This is a genomic window from Rhizobium subbaraonis, assembly GCF_900220975.1.
GTDB classification, from domain to species: domain Bacteria; phylum Pseudomonadota; class Alphaproteobacteria; order Rhizobiales; family Rhizobiaceae; genus Mycoplana; species Mycoplana subbaraonis.
Genome location: NZ_OBQD01000002.1, coordinates 392,859 through 419,208 on the forward strand (window position 1 = coordinate 392,859; position 26,350 = coordinate 419,208).

The window sequence follows — 26,350 nt, forward strand, 5'->3', positions numbered from 1 at the left end:
CTCGTGGCCCGACTGTCGCAATGTTGCGACAGTTATCGCCGATGCCCGGCAGATGATCGACGGGCAGTTGTTGCGTCGGAATTCCGATTGCGCCACAATCCGCCCCGGTTCAGGGAGGAGCCAATGCCGGGACACTCTGCGCATGTGGAGCACGTCTATACGTCTGCGCTTCAGGGATCGGCTGCCGCGAGTTCGCCGATCGTCGCCTCATGGCAGCGCTGCATGACGGTGCATCGACTTGCACCGGAGGAGGACCGCACGCCCCTGCGCCTTACATCCCGCGAATTCGAACTGGCCCAGGCAGAATCCGGACAACTGGTTGCCATTGCCGTCGATGAACTCGACCGGCTTTTCGCCCTGCTCGGAAAGGCCGGCTACTGCGTACTTCTGACAGATCGCAGCGGCGTGGCGCTCGAGCGTCGCGGCGCACGCGGCGACGACAGGGAATTCCAGAACCTCGGCCTCTGGACCGGATCGATCTGGACCGAGGCCAGCGTGGGGACTAACGGCATCGGGACCGCGCTTGCCGACGATCGACCGGTTACGGTTTTCCGACACCAGCATTTCCTCTCCTCCAATATCGGGCTTTGCTGCGCGACGGCGCCCATCCGCGACCATCGCGGCCAGCTTGCCGCAGCACTCGACATTTCCACCTGCCGCGACGACGTCGACGAGATGACGCTGTCGATCCTGTCGCAGGCGGTTCGCGATGCGGCAACGCGCATCGAGGTGAACCTTTTCCGCAGCGCGTTCTCCGGCGCGCGCTTCATCATGCTACCCACCGGAGCGAATACGGCTGCCGCTCTTCTTGCCGTCGACCGGCACGACCTGGTGGTCGGCGCAACCCGCGCCGCGCGTCTGGCGCTCAAGCTCGACGACCGCCGGATTGCCGCCGGCGTGGCGGCCGCCGATGCCCTGCAGGAGGGAACTGCCGCGGCCGGCGAAGAGCTGGCCGAAGCGGAAAAGGCGGCGCTCGTGCGTGCGCTGTCGCGGACCAACGGCAACATCTCCCGCGCCGCGCAGGCCCTTGGGATGAGCCGGGCCACCCTGCATCGGAAGCTGAAGAAGCTCGACCTGCACTGACCGCGCTGCGAGCGTCGCCCCATCTCGGCCCGGTTGCTCGTTCCTCATTTGACGCCCTGAACATTAAAGGGGCATGGTGCCGCCGCACCAGAGCTACTCAGCCCTCGCCACTCACATTCACCGGCTCCGCCCAATGGGGCAGTCGAGAGCCGTGCCGGCTGCAATTACATGAGTTCACCGCCAAAAGCCGGCATCTGGCTTCCCTGGAACAACGTGACATCGGCCTATACAGAAATGGCGACGCCTTCACCACGCGGATCGTGGGCGCCAACGATCTTTCCTTTCTCCTGAAAGCAGATGATCCCCGCCTGGCCGAAAATCGGCGAAAGTGCCGGAAGCGAGAAGACGTCATGCCCGCGTGCAGCGAGTTCCGCGATGGTGTATTCGCCAAGCGACTGCTCGACCTTCAGGCTGTCGTGACTGTCGGAGAAGGTGCGCCCAAGCAGAAAGCGAGGCTGGGCCAGAGCCTGGGCGGGCGTCATGCCGTAGTCGAGCAGGCCCGTGAGCAGCAGCGACAATGTCTGCGGCTGGCCATCGGCCCCCTGAGTTCCGTAGAGCAGGTGGGGCGATCCGTCCTTGAACGCAATGCCGGGGTTAAGGGTGTAGAACGGCCGCTTCCCCGACCGGATGGCGTTCGGATGGCCGGGCGCGACCGAAAACGCGGCACCACGGTTCTGCCAGATGATCCCGGTATCGCCGACGACCACGCCGCTGCCCCAGTCGAAATAGGTGCTCTGAAGCACGCTTGCGCAGCGTCCCTGCTCGTCGGTTGCTGCAAAGAAGACCGTGTCGCCATGCCGGTAAGGATGCGGCCAGGCGAGCGCCCGCTCGCGGTCGATGGCCTGGGCCTTTTCCTCAAGCCGCATCGGGTCGAGAAAGCCGTGGGCGTTGCCGCCGGCGAAATCCGGGTCGGAGATGTGTTCGCGATCGAGGAATGCCTGTTTCACGGCTTCTACCAGCAGATGGTATCTCGCTGCGCTTAACGGCGGTAGTGCCGCCAAATCCAGCCGGGACAGAATGCCAAGGATCATAAGTGTCGAGATCCCCTGGGTCGGGGGCGGGGGCGCGAGCAGCGTTACGCCGCGATAGTCCTGCGACACGGGTTCGGCATCGCGCGTGCGGGTCAGCCGCAGGTCGGCAGCTGTGAGCGGCGACCCCACCGAGGCCATTGCACCGCCGAGGCGTCTCGCCAGCTCTCCCTCGTAGAAGGACCGGTGGCCATGCTCGGCGATATGGCGAAGCGTTTGCGCAAGCGAGCTCTGCGTAAAGATGCCCTTGCTTGCGGGATAATCAAATGCGGATGCGAATCCCGGCCAGCCGGCTATCTCGGCGCGTCTGAATTCGAGCCAGAAATCCTGCGAGCGGCTCGGCCGGTATCCATTTTCCGCCAAAGCGATAGCGGGAGCGAGAAGATCAGAGAACAGCTCGCGCCCCTGCCAATGCTGCTGCCCGAAAGCCAAAGCATGCCCCCAACTGTCCACCGCGCAGGCGGTGGTGAGCATGGAAGAGGGGCCGCGCAGCGGGATAGCCGTCTCGAAATCGGGAAGGACCTCCGCGGCCTGTCCTATCCCGAGGAAGGACCGGCGGAGGCCTTCTCTATCGGCGACGAGCCACACAGCATCGCCGCCCAGACCGCAAAAATGTGGCATGACCACCGCGAGTGTCGCGGCGACCGCGACGGCAGCCTCAATAGCGTTGCCGCCGCGCCTGAGCACCGCTGCGCCGGCTTCGCTCGCCAAGGGGTGTGGACTGGTGACCATTCCCGGGAGGGCAGGTTGCGGCACATGTGGCGACATGACATTTCTCTCTTCAAAGTCCGGCCGGAAATATCCGGCCAGGGTTGCGCATCTCCGCCGATCAGTCGATCTTGTAGTCGAGCTTGCGCTCGGCCAGCGGCGGCAGGAACTGACGCGTGAAGATCTGCTCCACCTTCGGCTTGGACGGAAGCTGATAGCCTTCGGCGACGATATCGATCGAGCGGGCGAGGCGGGCGTCATCGACATCGCCGAGGCCGAGCTTGTCGGTTTCCGGCGAGACGATCAGGTTCTCGTAGGAGAATTTCATGCGCGCCAGCTCGAGCTCTTCCTTGGCGAGATTGTCATAGGCCATGACGGCGTCGATCCCGGCCTTGGAATTGCCGGCGATTTCCTTGGCGGCCTTGTTGACGGCGCGTACCAGTCCTTCGACGGCCTTCGGGTTTTCCTTGACGAGCTTCTGCGACACCATCATGCCGTTGGCATAGAGATCCAGACCGTAATCGCCGAAGGAAAGCCAGTTGTAGTCCTTGGCCGGATCCTGGCGGTTGTTGATGAGGTTGAACCAGCTGGTGATGTTGAAGACAAGTGCGCCGTCGATATCGCCCTTGATCAGCATCGGTTCCTGCAGGTTCGGTCCCATGTTCTCGATCGCGACCTTGGTCATGTCGACCTTGTTGATCGCGCCGAGCACGGTGACGAGGCGGGTGGTGGGCGTGCCCTGCGCGCCGCCGAGCTTCTTGCCTTCCAGATCGGCCGGCTTGGTGATGTTGGTTTCCTTCTTGCTGACGATGGCGAAGGGCGGCTTGCTCCACAGCTGGTAGACCATGACCGGCACTTCGTCCGGGCGGGTGGCGGCATTCTGGATGATGGCGTTGATGTCGCCGAAGCCTGCATCGTAGACGCCCGACATGATGCGGGTGACGGTGGCGGCCGAGCCTTCGCCCTGGTCGATCGTGACGTTGAGGCCTTCTTCCTTGAAATAGCCCTTCTGCATGGCGAGCAGGAAGGGGGCATCCGAGCCTTGCGTCTTCCAGCCGAGGGTGAACTTGATATCCGTATCAGCCAGGGCGGTGCCGCCCAGGCAAAGGCTAACGGTGAGCGTCGTTAGTAGTTTCTTCAGCATGTCTGGCTCCGTTCGGTTTGGCGTTGATTGTCAGGCGGCAGTGAAATCCTGGCGGCGGGTGGCCCAGCCGGTGACGCGCGTCTCGATCAGCGAGAAGGCGACGTAGAGAAGCACGCCCAAAAGGGCGAGGATGAAGAGACCGGCAAAGACCAGCGGCACATCGAAATTGGACGAAGCCGACATCATGACGTTGCCGATGCCGCGGTTCGAGGCGACCGTTTCCGACAGCACCGAGCCGACGAAGGCGAAGGTGACGGCGATCTTCAGCGAAGCGAAGAAGAAGGGCATGGTGCGCGGGAGACCGACATTCCAGAGAATGTCGAGCTTGCTGGCGCCGAGCGATTTCAGCACGTCCTCGAGTTCCGGCTCCGTGGTCGCGAGCCCGGTCGCGATATTGACGACGATCGGGAAGAAGCACATGGCGAGCGCGGTCAGGATCGCTGGCACCGAGCCGGAGCCGAACCAGAGAACGAAGATCGGCACGACCGCCACCTTGGGAATGGACGAAAAGCCGATCAGCAGCGGATAGGCCGTATCATAGGCCGTGCGCGACACGCCGATCGCCGCGCCGATGACGACGCCGACGGCAACGCCGAGTACAAAGCCTACCATCGTCGTCCAGAGAGTCTGGATGATATGCGGCACGAGGACGGGGAAACGGTCGACCAGCGTGTCGAAGACCTGGCTGGGGCGCGGCAGGACAAGATCGGAGGCCTGCAGCGCGAGGCAGAGGATTTCCCACAGGCCGAAGAAGGCGACAATGAGGGCTGCGGCCCAGAGGCGGCGGCGCAATTCGTAGCTCATGGGTCAGGCTCCCTGGATCGCGGTATCGGACCGGGCATCGATGATCAGTTCGCGCAGGCGCTGGTTCAGCGTGACGAAATCGTGCTCGAAGGTCATCTCGACGGTGCGGGGACGGGGAAAATCGACGGCGCTATCATCGATGATGCGGCCCGGCCGCGCACTCATGACGCAGATGCGGGAGGCAAGGAAACCGGCCTCCTTCAGATCATGGGTGATCAGAAGAACCGTCGGCCTGCGCTTCATCCAGAGCGACTGCATCGTCCCCCAGAGTTCCTCGCGGGTGAACTGGTCGAGCGCACCAAAAGGCTCGTCAAGCAGAAGCAGGCTCGGTTCGTGCGCGAGCGCACGGCAGAGATTGGCGCGCTGCAGCATGCCGCCGGAAAGCTGCCACGGGTAATGGTTGGCGAACTTGTCGAGCCCGACATCGGCAAGCAGCGCACGCACACGGTCGCGGAACGCACCATTCTTCTTGGCGCGGTACTCAGAGCGGAAAGGTTTTACGATCCTGAGCGGCAGCATGACGTTGCGCTCGATCGTCAGCCAGGGAAGCATGGTCGGGTTCTGGAAGGCCATGCCGATGCGCAGCGCCTTGGCGCTGACCTCCCGCCCTCCGACGATCACCGCGCCTTTGGTCGGCTGCAGCAGGCCGGCAGCCAGCCGCATGATCGTCGACTTGCCGCAGCCCGAAGGGCCCACGAGCGCGACGAATTCTCCATTGGCGATTCGAAGGCTGGTCTCCTGCAGCGCGACGACAGCCTTGTCCTGCCGGCCGAATGACACGGCGGCCTGTGACAGCTCCACGGCGGGCGGGGAAGGGGCGGAAGTCGTCTGGCGAAGGTCGGTCTGCATCAAGTCACCATGATAAGAGGTCTCACAAAGTGCATGCAATAGGCATGCCATGTTCTGTACTATGCAAACATATGTCGATATCTGCCGGAGAATCACGAGATTAAAAGTGAATGCATTTATTGCATGCATTTGTTTTGAGCATATTTCGGCCGAATTGCACTCAAATGCAGCAATCGGGCGAGTTGAATTTTATCCGCGCGTCGCTTATCGAGATGACAGACGAAAGGTGCGGTTATGGCAGGAGAGAAGCGTTCGGCGAGAAGTGAGGGCGATCGTGTCGCCGGGATCTGCACGGCACTGCGCCGCGCCATCATCGAACGCGCACTTCTGCCCGGCGACCGCCTGCCGGAGGATTCGCTCGGCGAGCGTTTCGGCGTCAGCCGCACCATCGCCCGCCATGCGCTGGGCCAACTGGCCGCCGAGGGGCTTGTCGATCTCAGGCGCAACCGCATCGCAGTGGTCGCCACACCGTCATTCGAGGATGCGCGCGATATTTTCGACATCCGCCTGGATCTCGAAAGGCAGGTCGTGCGCCGGCTGGCCGGAAAGCTGACCGATGCGCAGGCCAGGCAGTTAAAAGCGGTCGTCGATGCCGAACATGGCGCGCGGCACGGGCCTGAAGGCGCCTCTATCCGACTTGCGACCGAATTCCACGTCCTTCTTGCCGAGATGACCGGCAAGCCGATCCTGATCCGTTATGTGACCGAGATTTGCTATCGCGCCGGCCTGTCGCTGGCCGCTTTCGGCCGCCCCCATTCATCGGACTGCGCCGTCAGCGAACATCTGGATTTGATCGAGGCCATCCGCACCGGCCCGGCCGAGAAGGCGGAGGCGATGATGGTGGAACATCTGGAGGCCGTCGCCTCCCGCGCCCTCCTGCAAAGCTCGGGCGCCAAGCCGCGCGACCTCATGGATATCCTGGCACCCTATGCGGAGTGAGGGGCCCAAGGGCCCTTCGCTTCCGTTTTATCGCGCCACGGACGGATCGAGTATCCACTCGGCGCTGTCGTTCCACACGTCCGTATCGAGGATCAGTCCGTCGCGCACCGTGAAGCGGTCGATATAGCGATTGTTGTCGAAGGGCGTACCATCCGGCCATTCGCCATAGAGATAGCCGAGACTGTAGACGATCGTCTCCGTCTTCCCCGGGACGACGTCATAGCGCTCGATCCGCTTCTTCACCCACTTGTAGCGGGCTGCATTGAAGCTGGTCGGACCGCTCGGCTTGTCGAAGACGCGATTGCCGGTGAAGCGGCAGATGAAGCTCGGCGCAACATAGGTTGCGGCGCGGACCGGATCGGGCGTCATCGAGGCGTCGAGATATTCCTTCACCGCCTGCAGATCGCGCTGCGTGGTCTCATCCATGGAAATCCCCAATTCTGTTGCGAATATTACCCTAAAAGTGCATACATCTATTGTTACGCAAATCATGCATCGAGTTGCAATATGTCATCTTCAGATTCCTTCGATCTCGTCTTCCGCGACGCCCGTATCCGGGGCCACGCCTCACTGCAGGACATCGGCGTAAACGACGGGCGGATCTCGGCGATCGGGAAGATAGCGGCGGGCGCGGGCCGGCGCGATGAGGCGATCGGGGGCCGTTTGGTCCTGCCCGGTTTCGTCGATACCCATGTGCATCTCGACAAATCCTGCCTGCTCTGCCGCTGCGGCAATACCGGGGGAGGGCTGAAGGGCGCGATCGCCGCCGTCTCCCGTATGAAGGCGGACTATACGGTGGACGATGTCTACGCCCGTGGCGCCCGCACGCTGGAGATGGCGATCGCAAAGGGCACCATGCACATGCGCACGCATGTCGAGGTGGACCCGAGGGTCGGGCTGCGCAGCTTCGAGGCGATGAAGCGGTTGAAGCGGGACTATGCCTTTGCTCTCGACCTGTCGATCTGCGTGTTCCCGCAGGAAGGCCTCATCAATGATGCCGGGACGGAGGAACTCTTGGAGCAGGCGCTGGCGCAAGGGGCGGACCTTCTCGGCGGCTGCCCTTACACGGACAGCGATCCACAGCTGCACATGAAGAAACTGTTCGCGATGGCTGTGGCGCATGATGTGGATCTCGACTTCCACCTCGATTTCGACCTCGACCCGAGCTGGTCCCATCTCAGCGACATCTGCAATCTCACTGAATGGGCCGGGTGGCAGAACCGCGTGACGGTGGGTCACGCCACGAAACTGGCCGCCATGGATGGTGAAACTCTGACGAGACAAATCGCTCGCCTCGCAGAGGCTGGCGTGGCGGTCACGGCACTTCCATCCACCGATCTCTATCTTAACGGACGCGAAGCGGCGTTTCGCGCCCCGCGAGGCATCGCCCCGATCCATCTGCTGGCGGAAAGAGGCGTCACGGTCTCGGTTGCCAGCAACAACATCCTCAATCCGTTCACGCCCTATGGCGACGGTTCGCTTCTTCGCATGGCGAACCTCTACGCCAACGTATCGCACATTGGGCCTGAAGGCTTTCCTGCTTGCTTCGACATGATCACCGAAAGCGCCGCCCGCCTGATGAGACTTGAAGGCTACGGCATTGCCCCAGGCGCATCGGCCGATCTGGTCGTCATGGACGGCGTTGATGAAGCAGAAGTGTTCGGTGGACTGGCCGAGCCGATTGTCGGCTGGAAGCGCGGGCGCAAGAGTTTTGTCAGGCCGGCTGCGACCTTGTTCCGGCCTTGACTGTTCGTATGTGGTGGCGACTGACGACAGAGTAGCGGTCATCTTCGCCGATGTTAATGTGCAGCGGGCATTTGACGCGCTCGGCAGCCGCCGGCGCGCCATTCTCGCAACGGTGCGCGCATCCGCACCTTGCCCGCCAGAGCGCTTCGCCTTCGACCGGCCCGCGCCCTGCATTGCCCCGCAGAACTGTTTCAAACCTGCGACAGGATGGGCGGCCCGCATGAACTGCCCGGCTGTTCGGGCGACGGAAACGCAAGCAGACTTCCCACATCCGCTGCAGGCGGGACATGATCAAGGGAGGATCACATGCTGCATCAGAAGATCGTCGAGTCGCCGTTCAAGCTCACCTACGGCAACTTCATAGGCGGGCAATGGCGCGCGCCGATCGGTGGCAGGTATTTCGAGAACATCACGCCGGTGACGGGCGGGAAACTGTGCGAGGTCGCGCGCTCGGACGAAAGCGACATCAATGCCGCGCTCGACGCGGCCCATGCCGCGAAGGACAAATGGGCGCGGACGTCCACGACCGAGCGCTCCAACATCCTGATGAAGATCGCCCAGGTCATGGAAGACAATCTGGAACTGCTCGCACGCGCGGAGACCTGGGACAACGGCAAGCCGATCCGCGAGACGATGGCGGCGGACATTCCGCTGGCGATCGACCACTTCCGCTACTTCGCTTCCTGCATCCGCGCCCAGGAAGGCTCGATCGGCGAGATCGATCACGACACCGTCGCCTATCATTTCCACGAACCGCTCGGCGTCGTCGGCCAGATCATCCCGTGGAACTTCCCGATCCTGATGGCGGCATGGAAGCTGGCGCCGGCGCTGGCCGCCGGCAACTGCGTCGTGCTCAAACCGGCCGAACAGACGCCGGCTTCGATACTCGTCTGGGCCGAACTCGTCGGCGACCTGCTGCCGCCGGGCGTTCTCAACATCGTCAACGGTTTCGGCCTGGAAGCGGGCAAGCCGCTGGCGACAAGCCCACGCATCGCCAAGATCGCGTTTACCGGCGAGACGACCACCGGCCGGTTGATCATGCAGTACGCCAGCCAGAACCTCATCCCGGTGACGCTGGAGCTCGGCGGCAAGTCGCCCAACATCTTCTTTGACGACGTCATGGCCGAAGATGACGCCTTCCTCGACAAAGCGCTGGAAGGCTTTGCGATGTTCGCGCTCAACCAGGGCGAAGTCTGCACATGCCCGAGCCGCGCACTGGTGCAGGAATCGATTTACGAACGCTTCATGGAGAAGGCCGTCAAGCGCGTCGAGGCGATCAAGCAGGGCAACCCGCTCGATCCGGCGACGATGATCGGCGCTCAGGCCTCCGGCGAACAGCTCGAAAAGATCCTCGCCTATCTCGATATCGGTCGGCAGGAAGGCGCCCAGGTGCTGGCCGGCGGAGCCCGAAACGATCTCGGTGGCGAGCTGGCCGGCGGCTACTACGTCAAGCCGACCATCTTCAAGGGCCACAACAAGATGCGCGTCTTCCAGGAGGAGATCTTCGGCCCGGTCGTCTCGGTCACCACCTTCAAGGACGAGAAGGAGGCGCTCGAAATCGCCAACGATACGCTCTATGGCCTCGGCGCCGGCGTATGGACCCGCGACGGCAACCGCGCCTACCGCTTCGGCCGCGAAATCCAGGCCGGGCGCGTCTGGACCAACTGCTACCATGCCTATCCTGCACACGCGGCCTTCGGCGGCTACAAGCAGTCCGGCATCGGCCGCGAAACGCACAAGATGATGCTCGACCACTACCAGCAGACCAAGAACATGCTGGTCAGCTACAGCCCGAACGCGCTGGGCTTCTTCTGATCCTCCCGGGCAGGCGCCGATCCGCCGGCGCGCCCGCCTTCCCCGGAGGCAGCCCTTGGCCTCCGGGGTCCTTCTTTTTTGGAGATCGACATGGAACCGCTTGAGAGCGGCGAGCCGCGCGTGCTCGCGACAGAGGAGGCGCTCGCCTTCATCGCGGAGATACGCAAGGACCACCCGGACGTCCTGTTTCATCAGTCGGGCGGCTGCTGCGACGGATCCTCGCCCATGTGCTACCCGGCGAACGAATACCTGATCGGCGCCGGCGACGTGAAGCTCGGCGAGATCGGCGGCGTCCCGGTCTACATCAGCGCTAGCCAGTTCGAGACTTGGAAGCACACGCAGCTGATCATCGACGTCGTGCCCGGCCGTGGCGGCATGTTCTCCCTCGACAACGGCCGCGAGCGCCGCTTCCTGACCCGGTCGCGCCTGTTCGCAGGCGGCGAGGTCTGCGCCATTCCGTCCCGGCAGTAATCGGTCGGAACGGGGCAACGCTTTACATCGCCCCTTGATCGGTTAACTATTCGCGCCGGAGGAACGGAGGAGGGGACGCGCGCCAGCGCGGCCTTGAAGCTACATGTTCTCGCATTCGGAGCACATCCGTGAGATCGAGCGTGTCAGCCGCGGGCTGCCCACCGGGCGCGACGACGTCGTCGTCCAGTCATGGCGGCGCTGTCTCGACCAGCACCGCCTCGATCCGACCCATGCCTGCGAGGCTTTCATCCTGCCCGACGCGCGCCTGCGCGAACATCGGCAGCAATCCGAGGATCTCGTAAGGATCGCCCGGTCGGGCCTGGAGCACCTCTTCAGCCAGGTCGCCGGACAGAACTACGTGCTGCTGCTTTCCAACCGCCAGGGCGTGACGGTCGAGTTCCTTGGCGACCCGCTGTTCGACAACAACCTGCGCAAGGCCGGCCTCTATCTCGGCTCCGAGTGGTCGGAGAGCCGGGCGGGGACCTGCGCCGTTGGCGCCTGCATCGAAACCGGCGAGGCACTGACGATCCATCAGACCGATCATTTCGACAACACCCATACCCCGCTCTCGTGCACCGCCGCACCGATCTACGACACGACCGGCGAGCTGACAGCGGTGCTCGACATTTCCCTTCTCAGCTCGCCGATCCTCAAGGCCAGCCAGAACCTGGCCCGTCACCTCGTCGGCGCCACCGTGCGGCGGATCGAGCTTGCCAACCTGATGGCCCAAACCCGCCACGAATGGGTACTGCGCTTCTCCCGCTCGCCCGATTTCCTGGACGTCGATCCCGAGGCGGCCATCTCCATCGACGGAAGCGGGCGGATCATCGGCATGACGCATGGCGGCGCGCAGATCCTCGCCCGTTCCGTCGGCGCAGACTGGCGCGAACCGGCAAACCTGATCGGCCAGCCCGTATCGAAATTCCTCAATCTCGAGGTCGACGGCCTCCCCGACCTGACCCGCAGGAGGCCGACGCAAGATCGTCTGGTCTTCGCCCGCGACGGCAATGCGCTGTTCGCGCACGCGATCGAGCCGCAACTGCAGCGCCGCGTCTCGGCATGGACGCGCAGCGAAATCCCCAAGCCGATCCGACGCCTCGGCGGCGATGCCCCGGAAATAGCGGCCCTGCAGGCCAAGGTGGCAAAGCTTGCCCGCACGGCGCTGCCCATTCTGATCCAGGGCGAGACCGGTTCGGGCAAGGAGCATCTCGCGCGCGCCATCCATGAAGGCAGCGGACTGACCGGCGGTTTCGTCGCGATCAACTGCGCCGCAATTCCCGAACAGCTGATCGAAAGCGAGCTGTTCGGCTACATGCCGGGCGCCTTCACCGGCGCATCGCCGAAGGGCCGCAAGGGGCTGGTCGAACAGGCGGCCGGCGGGACGCTTTTTCTCGACGAGATCGGCGACATGCCGCTCGGCCTGCAAAGCCGCCTGCTGCGCGTGCTGGCGGAAAAGGAAGTGCTTCCGGTCGGCGGGCATGAGCCACGCCCGGTCGCGATCCGCGTCGTATCCGCCTCGCACCGGCCGCTTCAGGAGCTCGTGGCGGAGGGGCGTTTCCGGCAGGACCTGTTCTATCGGCTGAATGCCGCCACGCTGGTTTTGCCGCCGCTGCGCGACCGCCCGGATTTCGACTGGCTGCTCGCCCGCATTCTCGAGCGGTATGCGCGGGATGGCAGGTCGCCGACACTGGCGCCGCTGTCGCTCGATCTGCTGAAACGCCACGACTGGCCCGGCAATATCCGCGAACTCGACAATGTGCTGGCAGTGGCCGTCGCCATCTGCGAGGGCGACGTCATCGAACCCTCCGATCTTCCCGACGGCTTTTGCTTTCCGGCGGGAAATCACACGGCCGACCGTTCGCCGGACAAGGAGGAGGCTCAGGTAACGGGGCAGTCAAAGGGCGAGGAACTCCGCCGTATGCTTTCGGCCTGCAACTGGAATGTCTCCGAAGCGGCCCGCCGCCTCGGCGTCGATCGCTCGACCGTGCATCGCCAGATCAAACGCTTCGGGATCATGACGCAACACTGATGCCACACCCGTGGCGCCACGACTGTGGCACCAATCGCGGCAGCGCAACGTTCATTCAGTCAGTCTGCATTGAAAACATTGGTCTTTTCTCGCGGCCCGCGTTGGCATGCCGCTTGCGCCTGTCTGACCGGAGCCTGCGGCAGGAGGAGTTGCCGCCGGTTCTCGCAAGACGATGCAACCACGATGGAGGAGATCACATGCTTGACGACAGCCCCAGCACGAAGGTCGACAGCGCGCTCGCCAAACTGGGCCAGGCCTTGGAGAAGGGCGATATCGACGCTGCTGTCAACCTGTTCCAGGCGGACTGCTACTGGCGCGACCTCGTCACCTTTACCTGGAACCTCAAGACCTTGGAGGGACAGCAGCAGATCCGAGACATGCTCTCGAAGCAATTGTCCGAGATCAGGCCGCGCCACTTTCATCAGGATACGGCCGAACTTGCCAGCGATGGCGACGGCATCACGCAGGGATGGTTCAACTTCGAGACCGATACCGGTCGCGGCTACGGCCATATCCGCCTGAAGAACGGGCTTGTCTGGACCCTGCTGACAACCCTGACCGAACTGAAAGGCCACGAGGAGCCGAAGGGTATCCGCCGACCGCTCGGCGCCGAGCACGGGCATGGAAAGGCGCGCAGAACATGGAAGGAAAAACGCGAGCAGGAGGCTTCCGAACTCGGCTACAGCACCCAGCCCTATGTCGTAATCGTCGGCGGCGGGCAGGGCGGTATCGCGCTTGCAGCCCGGTTGCGCCAGCTCGGCGTGCCGACAATCATCATCGAGAAGAACGAGCGGCCCGGGGACAGCTGGCGAAAGCGCTATAAGTCGCTCTGCCTGCACGACCCGGTCTGGTACGACCATCTCCCCTACATCCCGTTCCCGGAAAACTGGCCGGTCTTCGCACCGAAGGACAAGATCGGCGACTGGCTGGAAATGTATACCAAGGTCATGGAGCTGAACTACTGGAGCTCGACCACCTGCAAATCCGCTTCCTACGACGAGACGAAGAACGAATGGACCGTAGTCGTCGAACGGGATGGCGAGGAAGTCGTGCTGCGGCCGAAGCAGCTCGTGCTGGCGACCGGCATGTCCGGCAAGCCCAACGTGCCGAAGATCGCCGGCCAGGACATCTTCAAGGGCGAGCAGCAGCATTCCTCGCAGCATCCCGGGCCGGACGCCTACAAGGGAAAGAAGGTCGTGGTCATCGGCTCGAACAATTCGGCCCACGACATCTGCGCGGCTCTCTGGGAGGCGGGTGCCGACGTCACCATGGTCCAGCGCTCGTCGACGCATATCGTGCGCTCCGATACGTTGATGGACATCGGCCTGGGCGATCTCTATTCCGAGAAGGCGGTTGCGGCGGGCATGACCACGCGCAAGGCGGACCTGATTTTCGCCTCTCTGCCCTACAAGATCATGCACGAGTTCCAGATCCCGCTCTATGAGAAGATGCGTGAGCGGGACGCGAAGTTCTATGAGGATCTCGAAAAGGCGGGCTTCATGCTCGACTGGGGCGCGGACGGCTCCGGGCTGTTCATGAAGTATCTGCGCCGTGGCTCGGGCTACTACATCGACGTCGGCGCCTGCGACCTGGTCATCGACGGATCGATCAAGCTGAAGTCAGGCTCCGACGTCGATCGCCTGACGGAGGATGCCGTCCTGTTGAAGGACGGCACGAAGCTGCCGGCCGATCTCGTCATCTACGCCACCGGCTACGGTTCGATGAACGGATGGGCCGCCGATCTCATCTCGCGCGAGGTCGCCGACAAGGTTGGCAAGTGCTGGGGGCTCGGCTCGGATACGCCCAAGGATCCCGGTCCCTGGGAAGGCGAGCAGCGCAACATGTGGAAGCCGACCCAGCAACAGGCGCTGTGGTTCCATGGCGGCAACCTGCACCAGTCCCGCCACTACTCGCAATATCTGGCCCTGCAGCTGAAGGCCCGTCAGGAAGGCATTCCGACCCCGGTCTACGGCCTGCAGGAACGCCATCATCTCTCCTGACTGACCGCAACAACTGCGGCCGGGGCAGACGCCCCGGCCGGATTTCCCTATTACTTCACCTCGTCTTCAGCTGGCTGTCAGCTTCGCATGCTCCATTCGGTGATCCGGAAAAAGCGACAACGATCGCACGCCCCGCCGGTTTCACCTCTCGGAGGCAGGCTCATGGCCGACACAGCAACGCCGCTGCCGTTGCGCAATGATCGGCGCGACGACGTCTTTGCCCGCGACGACCGACCCATTGGCGATTTCACGTTTGACGCCACCGTGGCAAACGTCTTCGACGACATGGTCAGCCGGTCCGTCCCCTACTACGAGGAGATTCAGCGGATGGTCTGCGAACTGGCCGCAGATTTTGCGCAACCGGGAACCACCCTCTGCGACATCGGCTGCTCGACAGGCACAACGCTGCTTGCGCTCGACAATCTGGTCGATCCGAACGTTCGTTTCGTCGGAATCGACAGCGCGCCCGACATGCTGGAAAGGGCCTCCCAGAAGATCAGGGCGGCACGGACGAACCGACCGATCGAGCTAAAGGCACTCGACATTCACCAGGGCCTTGCGATCGCCAATGCCAGCGTCGTGACAATGCTTCTGACGCTGCAGTTCATACGTCCACTCCATCGCGAACGAACGATGAAGGCCATCCATGCCGGCCTCAACGAACGCGGCTGCCTGCTGCTCGTCGAGAAGCTGACCAGCGAGGACTCCACCTTCAACCGTCTGTTCATCCAACACTATTACGACTTCAAACGTCGCAACGGCTATTCCGAGATCGAGATTGCGCAAAAGCGGGAGGCACTTGAAAATGTGCTCATTCCCTATCGTCTCGAGGAAAACCTGCAGCTTCTCAAGGAGGTCGGCTTCCGCAGGGTCGAGATCTTCTTCCGCTGGTACAACTTCTGCGGTCTGATCGCGGTGAAATAGGTGCTGCGATGACACCCGCCATGATCGCTGTCGGCAACTTTTTCTTCAGATACCGCAACCAGGCCTTTCCGCTTATCATCCTGGTGCTGGCCGTCCTCGCGCCGCCTCCGACAACATGGTTCGGCAGCACGGCTGGCGGGCATTTTCGGGAAACCCTTGCCATGGCGATCGTCGCTTTCGGCCTGACGTTGAGGGCAACGGTCATAGGATTTGCTTACATCCAGCGCGGCGGACTGAGGAAGCGGGTGTATGCGAAGGAACTCGTCACCGAAGGCATGTTCGGCGTCTGCCGAAACCCGCTCTATGCCGGCAACATGCTGATCTATTCCGGCATCTTCCTGTTCCACGGCGACGCGTTCGTCGTGGTCGCAGGCATCGTTTTGTTCGCCCTCATCTATCAGTGTATCGTGCTGGCAGAGGAACATTTCCTGCTGGATAAATTCCCCGACGGCTATCGCGCCTATTGCCGCGACGTTCCACGCTGGGGCTTCAGACTGCAGCGGTTTCGCCGCTCGACCGAGGGCATGCGCTTCAACGTTCGCCGGGTTATCGCCAAGGACTATTCGACGATCTCGGCCGCCCTGCTCGCCCTGCTGGCAGTCGATGTCTATCGCGTGCTCACCACGGCTGAAACGCCTCAGAGCAGCCAGCGCCTCCTCGTGCTCGCTCTACTGGTCATGCTGGTTGTGGCTTCAACCGGCATAGTGAGCCGCATGAAAAAGAGCGGTCGGCTCGACGAACCGGCAGCCTTCCTCTGAACGCGGCAGATACTTCTTTCCATCTTGCCGAGCAGTCACGCAGCGTCGAGGGCGATGGGCGTGTAGCCCTCGGCCGCGATCGCCTCTGCGATGGCGCTGCGATCGGCAGCACCGGAAACGGTCACGCGATGGATGGCTAGATCAACGCTGACGATCGCCCCGGGGGCGGCCGCTTCGACTGCGGATGTGATGGCGCGCGCGCAATGGCCGCAGGTCATGTCTTCGACGGCGAAGGAAACGGTCTGGTGGTTCGTCATATCTTTTTCTTCCGGTTCAACGCCTGCACGCTAAAGCTTTACCACGTGGGAAGGTCAAGCGCCTTGCGGAGTTCAAGCTGCATCGGCACACACAAAGCTTTCCAGCTGACCGTGAATGATCTGCTTGAAGTCGACCAGCATGTTCTCCGCCTCGTCGGCGGGCAGCGTGATAGCAAGCCGCACCATGCTGCTGGCCAGATGGAAGAAGAGAAAAACCAGTCGGCTGAAGCGCTCGTGCTCGCCTTCGGCGATGAGGTGTGCCGCGCTTTGACAGAAGAGTTCGCCCTGCTGCCTCGTCTCGGCAATATCCATGTTCTGCAGTTCCTTGTCGGCCTGGATCGCGTTCAACAGGTCCTGAATGGCCGGATCGCCGGCCACGCGCAGGTAATATCCGTCAAGGATGGTATCCGCCGCATCCTTTACCCCGGCAAGGTCGGAAACGCCGGCGAGGCTGGCGGTAATCCCCATGCGAGTCTCGATGCTGTATTGCTCGTAGAGCATGGCGATGATCGCCGACTTGTTGGGAAAATACTGATAGACGGACGCGATCGGGCCGCCGGTCAGAAGCGCGATCTCGCGCATCGTCATGCCGTCTATGCCCCGCTCGCCGATCAACTGCTTGGCCACGCGCAGGATTTCTTCGACACGTTCGCGGCTGCGCTCCTGCTTCGGCTTGCGACGCAGGCGCTGTTCGAGATCACCGGCATCTGCCGACATACCCATCCCTACTCCTTTGCCCAGTGGTAAACGCCGCCCTTGCTCATCCGTTCGCCTAGAATGCGACGCCTGAGCAACCATATTGTCTCACTAAATCAGCACCAACTTAAGGAAGTCTTCACCGTGCCTTCCAATCCTTGATAACCGGCAAGAACAGCTGCGTTCGGCTTGAGCAACCATCCCATTTTCCCATTGACATCTACTGGTGCAGGCCTCACGCTCGCGTATTATCTGATACATTATCATATTAAACGGCAAGCGGTAAGGCAGGGAGGCCATCCGCATGGCGGCAGGCCAGGGAAAGGTCCATCAAGGCGCAGCCTGGATCGTCGGAAATCCCGTCGCAACCCAGGTCGCAGCCGCCCTGCCCATCGGCTCGGCCGATCCAAGCCCGCGAACGGCGTTGCTGGTACCGGCCGCCCAGCTTCTCGGCGCCGCGCTCGGGCCTGCGGGTGCATCGCTTCTGATATCGGACGAAGATGTGCGCGCCGTGCCCTTTTTCGGCATGGCCTGCCTTGCCGCAACACTGCTCCTGCTCGCCGTCTTCTGTCTGAAGGCCGGAGGCAACGGCATTTCCCGATCCGCAATCGACACCGGCAAGGACAATGCTGCATGAACCAGACTGCCACCGTTGCCTGGACGAACTGGTCGGGAAGTGTCGTCGCTCGCAAAGCCATGGTATCGCGACCGCGCGGACTTGCGGAACTCGCAGACGTCATCCGAACGGCGCCGGGGCCGATCCGCATCGCCGGCGCCGGTCATTCCTTCACGCCCCTGGTCGAAACAGACGGCACGATCCTCGAGCTCGAGCGTTTCCAGGGTCTCGTGTCGCATGATGCGATCGCGCTTCAGGCGACCGTGGGCGCTGCGACCCGCCTCGGCGATCTGACCAAACACCTGCACGCAGCAGGGCAGGGCCTCGCCAATATGGGTGACATCGACAAGCAGTCGATCGGCGGAGCGCTCGGGACGGCTACGCACGGCTCGGGCGTTTCGCTTGGCGCCTATCACAGCCAACTCCGCGCGATGGAGATCGTCGACGGCCGCGGCGATGTTCGGCAGCTGACGATCGACAACGACCGCGAGACGATCGAGGCGACCGGCGTCACGCTCGGTGCCTTCGGAGCGCTGACCGAAGTCACGCTGCAGAACATCGCCAGCTATCGTCTGCGCCGCCGCCGCTGGGTCGTGCCGATCGGCGACATCCTTGCAAGCTGCGACACCTTCATGTCCGCCCATCGTTCCGCCGAATTCTATTTCATTCCGTTCTCCGGCCATGCGCTGCTGATCACCAGCGACATCTCGACTGCGGACGTGTCGCCACGCCCGGCCGAGGAAGACGAGGAGGGTCTTGCGACGCTCAAACAGCTTCGCACCTGGCTTGGCTGGCTGCCGCCGCTGCGGCGCGCCTTGATCGGCGCGGCCCTCGCGCGCCTCCCCGAGGAGGATTACGTGCAGGACTGGCTGAACGTCTACACCAGCGACCGACGCCGCAAGTTCAACGAGATGGAATACCACCTGCCGTATGAGGAAGGGCCGAGGGCGCTCGCCGAGATCATCACGCTCACGGAAAAACACTTTCCCGAAGTCTACTTCCCGATGGAGGTGCGCTCCGTTGCACCCGACGAGTTCTGGCTCAGCCCCTTCTATCGGCGCAAGACCTGCTCCATCGCCATCCATCACGATGCGGCCGAAGATCCAAAGGCCTTCATGGCGGCGGCGGAAGCTATCTTTCGGCGCTATGGCGGCCGCCCTCACTGGGGCAAGATGCACAACCTCGTCGCCGCGGATTTCGCATCGATCTATCCCCGTTGGAAGGATGCGATGGCCGTGCGCCGAAGCTTCGATCCGGACAACCGCTTCGTTTCCCCCTATCTCGCCCGGCTCCTCGGTGTCGCATGAAGGACGTTGCCTACTTCGGCATGATATCCGCCGCGCTTGAGGAAGCCGGAATCCATCGGCCGGCCCTCGTCGTCGATCTTGAATGCCTGAACGACAATCTGGCCGTCGTAGAAAAAACGATGACGAACGGACCGGCCGTTCGCATCGTCGACAAGTCCCTGCCGTCGCTGCCGCTTCTTTCCCATGTGATGCAGAGGCTCGGCACCAACCGGATCATGAGCTTCCATCTGCCGATTACGGCGGCTGTGCTGCAGGCGTTCCCCGACGCGCACGTCCTGTTTGGAAAGCCCATGCCTGCTGCGGCGGTTGCATCCGCGTTGGCGAAAACGGATGCGTCCCGGCAACAGGCCTTTTGCGATCGCGTTACCTGGCTGATCGATACGCCCGAGCGCCTTGCCCAGTACGTATCCCTGGCCGGCTCGCTCGGCCGGCGGCTGCGCATCGCCTTCGAAATCAACATCGGCATGCAGCGCGGCGGCTTCGACACGCCGCGTGCTCTGGCGCACGCCCTCACCCTCCTTGCCGGAGGGGAGCGGCTTCTTCAATGCGAGGGGCTGATGGGCTACGAGGCCCATGCGCCGGCCATCCCCGCGCTTTTCGGAGGACCGGGAGCCGCCCTGGCTTCCGCCCGCAAACGCTATCTGGATTTCGCCGAATGCCTTTCATCCGAGCAGCGCAAGATCCTCAATTCCGGCGGTAGCCAGACAGCACTTGCCTACGCCGGGGACGATGTGATCAATGATGTCTCGATCGGATCGGCCCTGCTGAAACCTGTCGACTTCGACAATCCCGCCCTTGCAGGCCTGCAGCCCGCGCTCTTTCTCGCCACCCCGGTCCTGAAGGTTCAGCATACTCGCCTGCCAGGCCCTTCCTTCATGACGCCGGTCATGCAAGCGCTGGGCCTGTTTCCGCGCAGGGGCTGTTTTCTCTACGGTGGCCGTTTCATGGCCGAACCGGTCTTTCCGCAGGGGCTCAGGCGCAATTCCCTGTGGGGCGATTCCTCCAACCAGCAATTGCTTGCCATGCCCACAGGATGTCCGCTTGCGCCAGACGACTTCGTCTTCTTCCGCCCCACCCAGTCCGAAGCCGTCCTGCAACATTTCGGTCCGCTTCAGGTCCTCGAAGGCGGAAGGATCGCGCACGAATGGGCGGTACTGCCGAGCGGATAGTCTGCGCGCGCCCTTCATCACCTCGATCACTCCAGCGCCTTGATCATCGGCATGATCGAGAATTGCCCCGCTTCTGCCCGGCGCGTCAGTTCCCGCAGATAGCCGCCCGGTGAGCGGATCTGGTCGGACCGCTGGAGAATTGCAGCAATCACCACCGCGGCCGAACTTTCGCCCAGCGCGACGCGGGCTTTTTCATAGGCGTCTGGCGAAATGCCGAGCATGGAGCGGACCAACGCCGCCGTGCGGGTCAAATCGGCCCAGGTCGAGATATCATCCTTCGCATAGGCCTTGATTTCAGGGCAGGCCGCCAAAACCCGTCTCAGGCTGATCGCTATCCCCTTGCGCTCCGGTGCGGATCTGTCCGCCTGCGGCTCCACCTGTTTAGTGTCATGGCCGTTTATTTCAAATGTGAAGTCTGCATTTGAATTCTGAATATGCCGCTCGTTTTGAACGTCATTGGCGCTCATTTCTTCGTTCGAGAGCGAATTCAGGTACTCCTCCTCCACTCGCAGACGCAGCGTCAGCAGGGCACTTTTCCGCTCGATCAATGTCTCTGCGCCAGTCGTCCGCCCCAGCCTTCCGGAGAGCGCCGCGAGTTCCAATTGATGCTCCGCCCAGGAGCCCCTGCGCCCTTCCGTCAGGGCCGCCTCAATGATCTTGGCGACATCCCGCAGGTGGATGGTCACCTCCGCGCGCAGGGCTTGCAGCCGCCTGGCTTCGGCACGCGCCTGCTCTGCCCTTTCGTGGATCACCGTCGCCATCAGCGCCAGCGGCGCCAGATCGAAGCCAAACGCCTCGTCTATGAGGCCGCGCTCGTCTCGCCGGCAATAGCGCTTGCCGTTGGGGCTGTCGCGGCGCAGCAGCATGCCTGCCTGCTGCAACAGTGCCAGATGACGGCGAAGGGTCGCCGGCGCCATGCCGCGCGAGCGCACCGAGAGCTCCGCGTTCGACGGGAAGACGACGATCGGCGCGCGGCCGTCGAGGATCTTGTCGGGATGGAAGGTCAGAAGCGCCTCCAGGACGGCGATCGTACGGTCCGACAGACCGAATGCGCTGCGCGCCTCGGTCAGCGCCCGCAAAAGCTGCCATTTCTCGGCCGTGCCGGTCTCGTTGCCCCCGCTATCCGAGGCAAGCTTTGCCTGCGCATCCAAAACCCGCTTCTGCATCGCAAAAATACGCGCAGACATCCGTCCGCCGCCAAATGGCGTCGTTGCCAGTCTCTCCGTCATGGTCGTCCCTCTCCAGGAGGCAAGAGGCCGGACCTGACGTCGCACCAAAGCATCCGCGTGTTCGACGGAACCGCAGACAGGGCCAATCCCTTGAAATGTTGAAGCTTTTCAGCTCATCAGTTCAGGAGGCTGGGCAATATGATCCACACCCTGCCAACGGGTAAAACCGTGCAGGCGCTTGACTTTGGCTGTCGGAAGTGATTCTCTCTCATTGCTACATTGAAGAGGGCTTCCGGAATGGCGACGTTTTGGAGGCCTTTTTTCTTGCTTCGATTCCTTCCGTTTCGGTTTCACTATATCCGCCGGCGTGATGGCCGGGCGGGTATGCTTGCAGCCGCCTCCTGTCCGTCAGGAACGAGGCTGCGCATTGCTTGAACGTGCGCCGGAGCAGCCGGGCACCGGCTCATGCACCATCACTGCCGTCCCCAGGCCTGCAACATCAGAGACTCGATCTCGGCATTGACGGCGTTCATGCTTTCCATCGCCCGGTCATAGGTCGCACGGGTGAAGTTTTCCCGGCCCACTTCGTAGAGCGTCTCCTTGGTCAGGCCGGCATCGGAGATCGCGGTGGATTTCACCATCGGCGCCGTCAGCACCCTGTCGCCGAAGAGCGAGCGCATCAGGCCGACGATCTGTGCCTGCGGGCCATCGTTGGGCTCGAAGCGGGTGACGAGGTAGCGCAGGAAATCGAAGTTCAACCGCCCGCCCGCCTCGCGCACGACCGCGAGCAGGTCAGAGGTCATGAACAGGAACTGGCTCATCGAGGCCACGTCGAGCATCTGAGGATGGACCGTGACGATGACCGACGTCGAGGCGCATAGGGCCGAAAGCGTGAGATAGCCGAGCTGCGGAGGGCAATCGAGCACCACCACGTCGTAGTCCTGCTCGACGCTACGCAGTGCTGCATGTACGCGAGCGAAGAACAGCGGCTGCCCCGGAGCATTCGCCTGGCGGTTTGCCAACGCCCGCGGCGTGACATGCTCGAACTCCTGCAGCTCCAGATTGCCCGGCACCAGATCGAGACCGTCGAAATAGGTCTTGCGGATGATGTCCTTCAGCGGACGAGCTTCGTCGTCGTATCGAATGGCGCCGTAGAGCGTATCGTTGCCGTCGAGATCAAGTTCGGGCTGGTAGCCGAAGAGCGCCGAAAGGGAGGCCTGCGGGTCGAGATCGATGGCCAGTACCCGGTAGCCGGCAAGGGCGAGATATTGCGCCAGATGAGCGGCAGACGTCGTCTTCCCCGAACCGCCCTTGAAGTTGGTGGTCGCGATCACCTGCAAATGCTCGCCGCGTCCGGCGTCGCGCCACTTGCGGTAGCCACGGGCCTTCGCGGCATTGCCCTTGGCGACGGCCTGGTCGGCCAGATGCGCCCGCAGAGCATTGATGTCGGACAGGGAGTAGAAGCGACGCCCGCCGGCGCCCGTTTCCGGCTGCGGTCCCTCGCCAGCAAGCGAAAGCTGTCGAAGATATCCATCCGAGACGCCGATGAGCCTTGCCGCCTCCCCGGAGGTGAAGCTTCGCAGCACCTTCTTGGCGGTAGGAGGAAAGAACCGCTCACGCATCGCCTGCAACTGCGCCGACAGAATGCGCGCATCCATCGCGATCGCCTCGTCGGCGGCCGGTTCCGCATTCCCGCTCAAATTCGGCGCCATCGCCATACTCGCCCTTCCAACCTGCGGACTGCTGCCCCCGCGCCGAATTCCCCCGGAATACGCAAGGCGGCAAGACGAAACACTCGCGGGTGTTGCCTCGCTTCGCGCTAACGTCATATTTCCAATCTAACAGTGAAGCCGCAAGGTAACGGCAAAAACCGGATAGATCGCACTTTTCCGTTAGGGACGGTGCGACGATTCCCGATTCCCGTCAAGGCGTTTTTGGTTAACGGTGGCAGGCGGACAGCTCGGAAGCAAAAGCTTTTCCGATACTTATGCGGATGCCCGCAGCGCGGACGTCATACGGAGAGCCGCGCGAGAAGCAGCATGAATGCCTCGCGTGCCTTCGCGCCGCCGAGTCTGGCGGTGCATTCGGCCTCGAACGTCTCCTCGGCCGCGCAAATCTCCTTGACGAAGGCATCGCCCGCCGCGGTCAGGTACAGGGCATTCGAGCGCTTGTCCTGTGCGGAGGGGCGCCGCTCCATCAGGTGCCTGGCTTCCAGCGAATTGATCAGCGGCACGAAATTCGCGCGTTGCATTCCCAACGCGTCAGCGATCTCAGTCTGCTTGCGCCCCGGGTTCGATGCGATGAGCAACAGCACGCCATATTCGCCGGGCGTGATGCCGAAATCGGAGAAACGCGACTGGAAACGTCGGCCGAGAAGGGTCTGGGAACGCCTGATCTGGAACAGCACGCTGCGATCGATCAATGAAATATCGAGACCACTCCTGTCATCGATCACCACAGTCGCACTCATCTGGCGTCTCCCTCGCCGTTGCCAAGGCGAGGCTCCACCCAAATGCCCCGTTTTGCAATATGCATACTGGGAGTAGCAGGCACACGCTTGGGGATAATACGATTAGCTTCACATGTTCAGCAATGCCGCGTGCTCACGCGGCACCGCTGAAGCCCTGCAGCCGGGCGCGCAGCAGCCGGATCGTCGTTGCATCAGCGTTCGCGAAGGCGAAGCGCAGATACCGCTCCTGCCCCGGACCGAAATAGCTTCCCGGCAGGCAGAGAACGCCGCTTTCCTTTGCCAGCCGCTCGGCCACTTCGGCGGAGGAGCGTTCGGCAAAGGGATGGCGGATGAAGGCGAAATAGGCCCCGAGGGCGCCGAGCGTCCAGCCGTTCAGGCCGTCCATCGTCTCCCGCAGCGCCTGCGCGCGCCGGGCGATTTCCTGTCGGTTCTCCTCCCGCCAGTCGCCAAGCAGTGGCAAGGCATCGGCGACGGCGATCTGGGCTGAGCGCGGCGGGCAGATCTGAATGTTGTCCATGATCTTGGCCACCTGCTCGACGACCGCCGGGCCGGCGGTGATCGCACCAAGACGGTGGCCCGGTATGCAGAACGACTTCGAGAAGCTGTAGAGGCCGATCAACGTCGCTTCCCAGCCGGGCTTCTGGAACAGCGCATGCGGACGCATTCCGGCTTCGGGCAGGAAGTCGCGATAGGTCTCGTCGAGGATCAGCCAGATCCCTTGCGAACGGCAGAGCTCGAACACGGACGACAACAGCTCCGGCGGATAGACTGCACCGGTCGGATTGTTGGGAGAGACCAGCGCCAGCGCGCGCACGTCCGGCGTGATCGCAGCCCTCAGTTCCGCAAGATCGGGCAGGAAACCATTCGCACGATCGCACGGCGCAAGCCGCACCTTCACGCCGAGCATGGCCAGCGTCGTTTCCTGGTTAAAGTAGTAGGGATCCGTCATCAGCACGGTGTCACCGGCGCCGGCGACCGCCATCGCGGCGCAGACGAAGGCCTGGTTGCAACCCGAGGTGACATGAATGTTTTCAGCGGCAAGCGGAGCCCCGTAGACCGCCGCGACATGCGCGCCATAGGCGCGCCGCAAGCGATCCTCGCCCTCGATGGGACCGTACCCCGTCCATGAAGCCGAGCCGGCGTATTCCCCCAGCAACCGCAGCATCTGCGGATGCGCCGGATAGCCGGGCACCGCCTGCGACAGATCGATGAGGGGACCGCTGCGGCCGTCATAGGAGCGCCCCCAGGCGAATACGGTTGGGATCGGCGGCGCTGCGAGCGTTTCCACGGCAGGATTGAATTTCGGCATGACGGTTCTTCCGGAGCGTGCGCGTTACGCGCGGGCTTTGCGTTTCGGGGTTGCAATGGGGCGCCCGCTTGGGGCGGAAACAGGTTTGAAATTGTCCTCAGCGCGCGCTGCGCGACCGCGCAGCAGCGTGCGCGCCGAAGTCTGGGGTTCGGGCAGGCTGTCTTCCTCCAGCGTCGCGAAGAGCCAGTCGATGAAGACCCTGACAATCGGTGCGGCGCGCACCTCCTGCCGGCAGGCGACGTAGAATGCGTCGTTTGCCGGCACCGACAGATCGAATGGCACCACGAGCTCGCCACGTGTGATCAGGCTCGCCGCCGTGATGCTGTCGCCAAGTGCTATGCCTTGTCCGTGCAGTGCCGCCTCGGTCGAAAGCCGCGCATCGCTCATATGGAGCTGCCGGCTTCGGACAAGGTCCGCGGCATCGGCTGCGGCAAACCAGGTATTCCATTCGCGCCCGTCCTGATCCCCATGCAGCAAGGTATGATCGGAAAGATCTCGCACTGAGCGCAGCGGCCGGCTGTTGAGCAGGGTCGGGCTTGCGACGGGAAAGAGGCGCAGGTTGCGCCAGAGCCGCGTCCAGCAATCCGGCCAATTGCCATCGCCATAGAGGATCGAAACGTCCACATCGCGCGAATAGAGCGGCCCCGTATCGTTGGAGGCCACCAGGCTGAGTTTCACCTCAGGGTATTGCTCGATGAAACGGTCGAGCCGGGGAATGATCCAGAACGACAGCAGGGCGGGCACGCAGGTGATCGTCAGGGAGCCGCTTGTGGCCGGCCGCTTCATTAAGGCGGTGGCGGCCGCAATCCCGCCGAACGCCTCCGTCACCGCCGGCAGAAGCAGCGCGCCCTGCGAGGTCAGTTTCAGCCGCTTGCCGCTGCGATCAAACAGTGTCGCGTCCAGCGATTCCTCGAGCGTGCGGATCTGATGGCTGATTGCGCCATGGGTCACGTTGAGCTCACGCGCCGCCGCGGACACCGTGCCGCGCCGAGCGGCGGCCTCGAAGGCGCGCAGGGGATTGAGGGGCGGCAGGCGGCTCGACATCGCGTCCTGTTGTGC

24 protein-coding genes are annotated in these 26,350 nt (G+C 63.0%); 12 read left to right on the forward strand and 12 right to left on the reverse strand.

The features are described from left to right. Positions 1–123: 123 nt before the first annotated feature. A complete protein-coding gene (locus tag CRO48_RS04100) occupies positions 124–1,083 on the forward strand; it encodes a helix-turn-helix domain-containing protein (RefSeq protein WP_097136563.1) in 960 nt (319 codons plus the stop codon). Between the two features lie 224 nt (positions 1,084–1,307). On the opposite strand, the gene CRO48_RS04105 is transcribed toward CRO48_RS04100, so the two are convergent. The 4 genes from CRO48_RS04105 to CRO48_RS04120 form a co-directional block, all read right to left on the reverse strand. After that, positions 1,308–2,843, reverse strand: a complete 1,536-nt coding sequence (locus CRO48_RS04105; RefSeq protein ID WP_097136566.1) for a gamma-glutamyltransferase family protein — start codon at positions 2,841–2,843, stop codon at positions 1,308–1,310. Between the two features lie 97 nt (positions 2,844–2,940). Beyond that, positions 2,941–3,963, reverse strand: coding sequence for an ABC transporter substrate-binding protein (locus CRO48_RS04110; protein ID WP_097136568.1), 1,023 nt, complete (start codon positions 3,961–3,963; stop codon positions 2,941–2,943). A 30-nt stretch (positions 3,964–3,993) separates the two neighbouring features. Then, positions 3,994–4,767, reverse strand: coding sequence for an ABC transporter permease (locus CRO48_RS04115; protein WP_097136570.1), 774 nt, complete (start codon positions 4,765–4,767; stop codon positions 3,994–3,996). A 3-nt stretch (positions 4,768–4,770) separates the two neighbouring features. Further along, positions 4,771–5,616, reverse strand: coding sequence for an ABC transporter ATP-binding protein (locus CRO48_RS04120; RefSeq protein WP_097136572.1), 846 nt, complete (start codon positions 5,614–5,616; stop codon positions 4,771–4,773). A 234-nt stretch (positions 5,617–5,850) separates the two neighbouring features. Here CRO48_RS04120 and CRO48_RS04125 point away from each other — a divergent pair, with 234 nt between their 5' ends. Beyond that, positions 5,851–6,555 (forward strand): GntR family transcriptional regulator, encoded by a 705-nt coding sequence (locus CRO48_RS04125; protein ID WP_097136574.1) that lies wholly within the window; start codon positions 5,851–5,853, stop codon positions 6,553–6,555. 27 nt (positions 6,556–6,582) lie between these two features. Here CRO48_RS04125 and CRO48_RS04130 read toward each other — a convergent pair whose 3' ends face one another. Continuing rightward, positions 6,583–6,981, reverse strand: a complete 399-nt coding sequence (locus CRO48_RS04130; RefSeq protein ID WP_097136576.1) for a hypothetical protein — start codon at positions 6,979–6,981, stop codon at positions 6,583–6,585. An 81-nt stretch (positions 6,982–7,062) separates the two neighbouring features. On the opposite strand from CRO48_RS04130, the gene CRO48_RS04135 reads away from it, so the two are divergent. The 7 genes from CRO48_RS04135 to CRO48_RS04165 all read left to right on the forward strand — a co-directional run bounded on the left by CRO48_RS04135 (position 7,063) and on the right by CRO48_RS04165 (position 16,298). Then, positions 7,063–8,301: an amidohydrolase family protein gene (locus tag CRO48_RS04135; RefSeq protein ID WP_097136578.1), complete on the forward strand. Its 1,239-nt coding sequence runs from the start codon at positions 7,063–7,065 to the stop codon at positions 8,299–8,301. Between the two features lie 306 nt (positions 8,302–8,607). Next, positions 8,608–10,116, forward strand: a complete 1,509-nt coding sequence (gene adh, locus CRO48_RS04140; protein WP_097136579.1) for an aldehyde dehydrogenase — start codon at positions 8,608–8,610, stop codon at positions 10,114–10,116. A gap of 90 nt (positions 10,117–10,206) precedes the next feature. Next, complete coding sequence (locus CRO48_RS04145) at positions 10,207–10,587, forward strand: DUF779 domain-containing protein (RefSeq protein WP_097136581.1); 381 nt, start codon at positions 10,207–10,209, stop codon at positions 10,585–10,587. A 103-nt stretch (positions 10,588–10,690) separates the two neighbouring features. Next, positions 10,691–12,616, forward strand: a complete 1,926-nt coding sequence (locus CRO48_RS04150; RefSeq protein ID WP_097136582.1) for a sigma-54-dependent Fis family transcriptional regulator — start codon at positions 10,691–10,693, stop codon at positions 12,614–12,616. A 197-nt stretch (positions 12,617–12,813) separates the two neighbouring features. Next, the gene (locus tag CRO48_RS04155; RefSeq protein ID WP_097136585.1) at positions 12,814–14,616 is read left to right on the forward strand and encodes an NAD(P)/FAD-dependent oxidoreductase; all 1,803 of its coding nucleotides are present in this window, start codon (positions 12,814–12,816) and stop codon (positions 14,614–14,616) included. A 162-nt stretch (positions 14,617–14,778) separates the two neighbouring features. Continuing rightward, a complete protein-coding gene (cmoA, locus tag CRO48_RS04160; RefSeq protein WP_097136587.1) occupies positions 14,779–15,540 on the forward strand; it encodes a carboxy-S-adenosyl-L-methionine synthase CmoA in 762 nt (253 codons plus the stop codon). 8 nt (positions 15,541–15,548) lie between these two features. Beyond that, positions 15,549–16,298 carry a methyltransferase family protein gene (locus tag CRO48_RS04165; protein ID WP_097136589.1) on the forward strand — a complete coding sequence of 250 codons (750 nt, stop codon included), beginning with the start codon at positions 15,549–15,551 and terminating at the stop codon, positions 16,296–16,298. A 35-nt stretch (positions 16,299–16,333) separates the two neighbouring features. On the opposite strand, the gene CRO48_RS04170 is transcribed toward CRO48_RS04165, so the two are convergent. Then, complete coding sequence (locus tag CRO48_RS04170) at positions 16,334–16,555, reverse strand: heavy-metal-associated domain-containing protein (protein ID WP_097136591.1); 222 nt, start codon at positions 16,553–16,555, stop codon at positions 16,334–16,336. Between the two features lie 72 nt (positions 16,556–16,627). Beyond that, complete coding sequence (locus tag CRO48_RS04175; RefSeq protein ID WP_245423418.1) at positions 16,628–17,353, reverse strand: TetR/AcrR family transcriptional regulator; 726 nt, start codon at positions 17,351–17,353, stop codon at positions 16,628–16,630. Between the two features lie 202 nt (positions 17,354–17,555). Between CRO48_RS04175 and CRO48_RS04180 the strand changes: the two genes are divergently transcribed. From CRO48_RS04180 to CRO48_RS04190, 3 genes are read left to right on the forward strand one after another with little or no spacing between them, the layout of a single operon-like run. Continuing rightward, positions 17,556–17,888: a hypothetical protein gene (locus CRO48_RS04180; protein WP_097136593.1), complete on the forward strand. Its 333-nt coding sequence runs from the start codon at positions 17,556–17,558 to the stop codon at positions 17,886–17,888. Next, positions 17,885–19,174 (forward strand): D-arabinono-1,4-lactone oxidase, encoded by a 1,290-nt coding sequence (locus CRO48_RS04185; protein ID WP_097136594.1) that lies wholly within the window; start codon positions 17,885–17,887, stop codon positions 19,172–19,174. Before CRO48_RS04180 ends, CRO48_RS04185 begins: the two co-directional genes overlap by 4 nt. Then, entirely contained in the window at positions 19,171–20,343 is a 1,173-nt protein-coding gene (locus tag CRO48_RS04190) for an alanine racemase (protein WP_097136597.1), read from the forward strand. Before CRO48_RS04185 ends, CRO48_RS04190 begins: the two co-directional genes overlap by 4 nt. 26 nt (positions 20,344–20,369) lie before the next feature. Here the strand turns inward: CRO48_RS04190 and repC are convergent, their stop codons facing one another. The 5 genes from repC to gcvA all read right to left on the reverse strand — a co-directional run bounded on the left by repC (position 20,370) and on the right by gcvA (position 26,335). Further along, complete coding sequence (gene repC, locus CRO48_RS04195; protein ID WP_097136599.1) at positions 20,370–21,572, reverse strand: plasmid replication protein RepC; 1,203 nt, start codon at positions 21,570–21,572, stop codon at positions 20,370–20,372. Positions 21,573–21,985: 413 nt separating this feature from the next. Continuing rightward, complete coding sequence (repA, locus tag CRO48_RS04200; protein ID WP_097136600.1) at positions 21,986–23,230, reverse strand: plasmid partitioning protein RepA; 1,245 nt, start codon at positions 23,228–23,230, stop codon at positions 21,986–21,988. Positions 23,231–23,523: 293 nt separating this feature from the next. Continuing rightward, positions 23,524–23,970, reverse strand: coding sequence for a MarR family winged helix-turn-helix transcriptional regulator (locus tag CRO48_RS04205; protein ID WP_245423420.1), 447 nt, complete (start codon positions 23,968–23,970; stop codon positions 23,524–23,526). A gap of 145 nt (positions 23,971–24,115) precedes the next feature. Continuing rightward, the gene (locus CRO48_RS04210; RefSeq protein WP_097136605.1) at positions 24,116–25,291 is read right to left on the reverse strand and encodes an aminotransferase; all 1,176 of its coding nucleotides are present in this window, start codon (positions 25,289–25,291) and stop codon (positions 24,116–24,118) included. A gap of 24 nt (positions 25,292–25,315) precedes the next feature. Further along, a complete protein-coding gene (gene gcvA / locus CRO48_RS04215) occupies positions 25,316–26,335 on the reverse strand; it encodes a transcriptional regulator GcvA (RefSeq protein ID WP_097136606.1) in 1,020 nt (339 codons plus the stop codon). Positions 26,336–26,350 lie beyond the last annotated feature (15 nt).

What these genes read in the sequence shown, in the direction of transcription:
- CRO48_RS04100 (WP_097136563.1), top strand. Translation starts at nt 124, where the DNA reads ATGCCGGGACACTCTGCGCATGTGGAGCACGTCTATACGTCTGCGCTT.
- CRO48_RS04105 (WP_097136566.1), bottom strand. Translation starts at nt 2,843, where the DNA reads ATGGTCACCAGTCCACACCCCTTGGCGAGCGAAGCCGGCGCAGCGGTG.
- CRO48_RS04110 (WP_097136568.1), bottom strand. Translation starts at nt 3,963, where the DNA reads ATGCTGAAGAAACTACTAACGACGCTCACCGTTAGCCTTTGCCTGGGC.
- CRO48_RS04115 (WP_097136570.1), bottom strand. Translation starts at nt 4,767, where the DNA reads ATGAGCTACGAATTGCGCCGCCGCCTCTGGGCCGCAGCCCTCATTGTC.
- CRO48_RS04120 (WP_097136572.1), bottom strand. Translation starts at nt 5,616, where the DNA reads ATGCAGACCGACCTTCGCCAGACGACTTCCGCCCCTTCCCCGCCCGCC.
- CRO48_RS04125 (WP_097136574.1), top strand. Translation starts at nt 5,851, where the DNA reads ATGGCAGGAGAGAAGCGTTCGGCGAGAAGTGAGGGCGATCGTGTCGCC.
- CRO48_RS04130 (WP_097136576.1), bottom strand. Translation starts at nt 6,981, where the DNA reads ATGGATGAGACCACGCAGCGCGATCTGCAGGCGGTGAAGGAATATCTC.
- CRO48_RS04135 (WP_097136578.1), top strand. Translation starts at nt 7,063, where the DNA reads ATGTCATCTTCAGATTCCTTCGATCTCGTCTTCCGCGACGCCCGTATC.
- adh (WP_097136579.1), top strand. Translation starts at nt 8,608, where the DNA reads ATGCTGCATCAGAAGATCGTCGAGTCGCCGTTCAAGCTCACCTACGGC.
- CRO48_RS04145 (WP_097136581.1), top strand. Translation starts at nt 10,207, where the DNA reads ATGGAACCGCTTGAGAGCGGCGAGCCGCGCGTGCTCGCGACAGAGGAG.
- CRO48_RS04150 (WP_097136582.1), top strand. Translation starts at nt 10,691, where the DNA reads ATGTTCTCGCATTCGGAGCACATCCGTGAGATCGAGCGTGTCAGCCGC.
- CRO48_RS04155 (WP_097136585.1), top strand. Translation starts at nt 12,814, where the DNA reads ATGCTTGACGACAGCCCCAGCACGAAGGTCGACAGCGCGCTCGCCAAA.
- cmoA (WP_097136587.1), top strand. Translation starts at nt 14,779, where the DNA reads ATGGCCGACACAGCAACGCCGCTGCCGTTGCGCAATGATCGGCGCGAC.
- CRO48_RS04165 (WP_097136589.1), top strand. Translation starts at nt 15,549, where the DNA reads ATGACACCCGCCATGATCGCTGTCGGCAACTTTTTCTTCAGATACCGC.
- CRO48_RS04170 (WP_097136591.1), bottom strand. Translation starts at nt 16,555, where the DNA reads ATGACGAACCACCAGACCGTTTCCTTCGCCGTCGAAGACATGACCTGC.
- CRO48_RS04175 (WP_245423418.1), bottom strand. Translation starts at nt 17,353, where the DNA reads ATGGTTGCTCAGGCGTCGCATTCTAGGCGAACGGATGAGCAAGGGCGG.
- CRO48_RS04180 (WP_097136593.1), top strand. Translation starts at nt 17,556, where the DNA reads ATGGCGGCAGGCCAGGGAAAGGTCCATCAAGGCGCAGCCTGGATCGTC.
- CRO48_RS04185 (WP_097136594.1), top strand. Translation starts at nt 17,885, where the DNA reads ATGAACCAGACTGCCACCGTTGCCTGGACGAACTGGTCGGGAAGTGTC.
- CRO48_RS04190 (WP_097136597.1), top strand. Translation starts at nt 19,171, where the DNA reads ATGAAGGACGTTGCCTACTTCGGCATGATATCCGCCGCGCTTGAGGAA.
- repC (WP_097136599.1), bottom strand. Translation starts at nt 21,572, where the DNA reads ATGACGGAGAGACTGGCAACGACGCCATTTGGCGGCGGACGGATGTCT.
- repA (WP_097136600.1), bottom strand. Translation starts at nt 23,230, where the DNA reads ATGGCGATGGCGCCGAATTTGAGCGGGAATGCGGAACCGGCCGCCGAC.
- CRO48_RS04210 (WP_097136605.1), bottom strand. Translation starts at nt 25,291, where the DNA reads ATGCCGAAATTCAATCCTGCCGTGGAAACGCTCGCAGCGCCGCCGATC.
- gcvA (WP_097136606.1), bottom strand. Translation starts at nt 26,335, where the DNA reads ATGTCGAGCCGCCTGCCGCCCCTCAATCCCCTGCGCGCCTTCGAGGCC.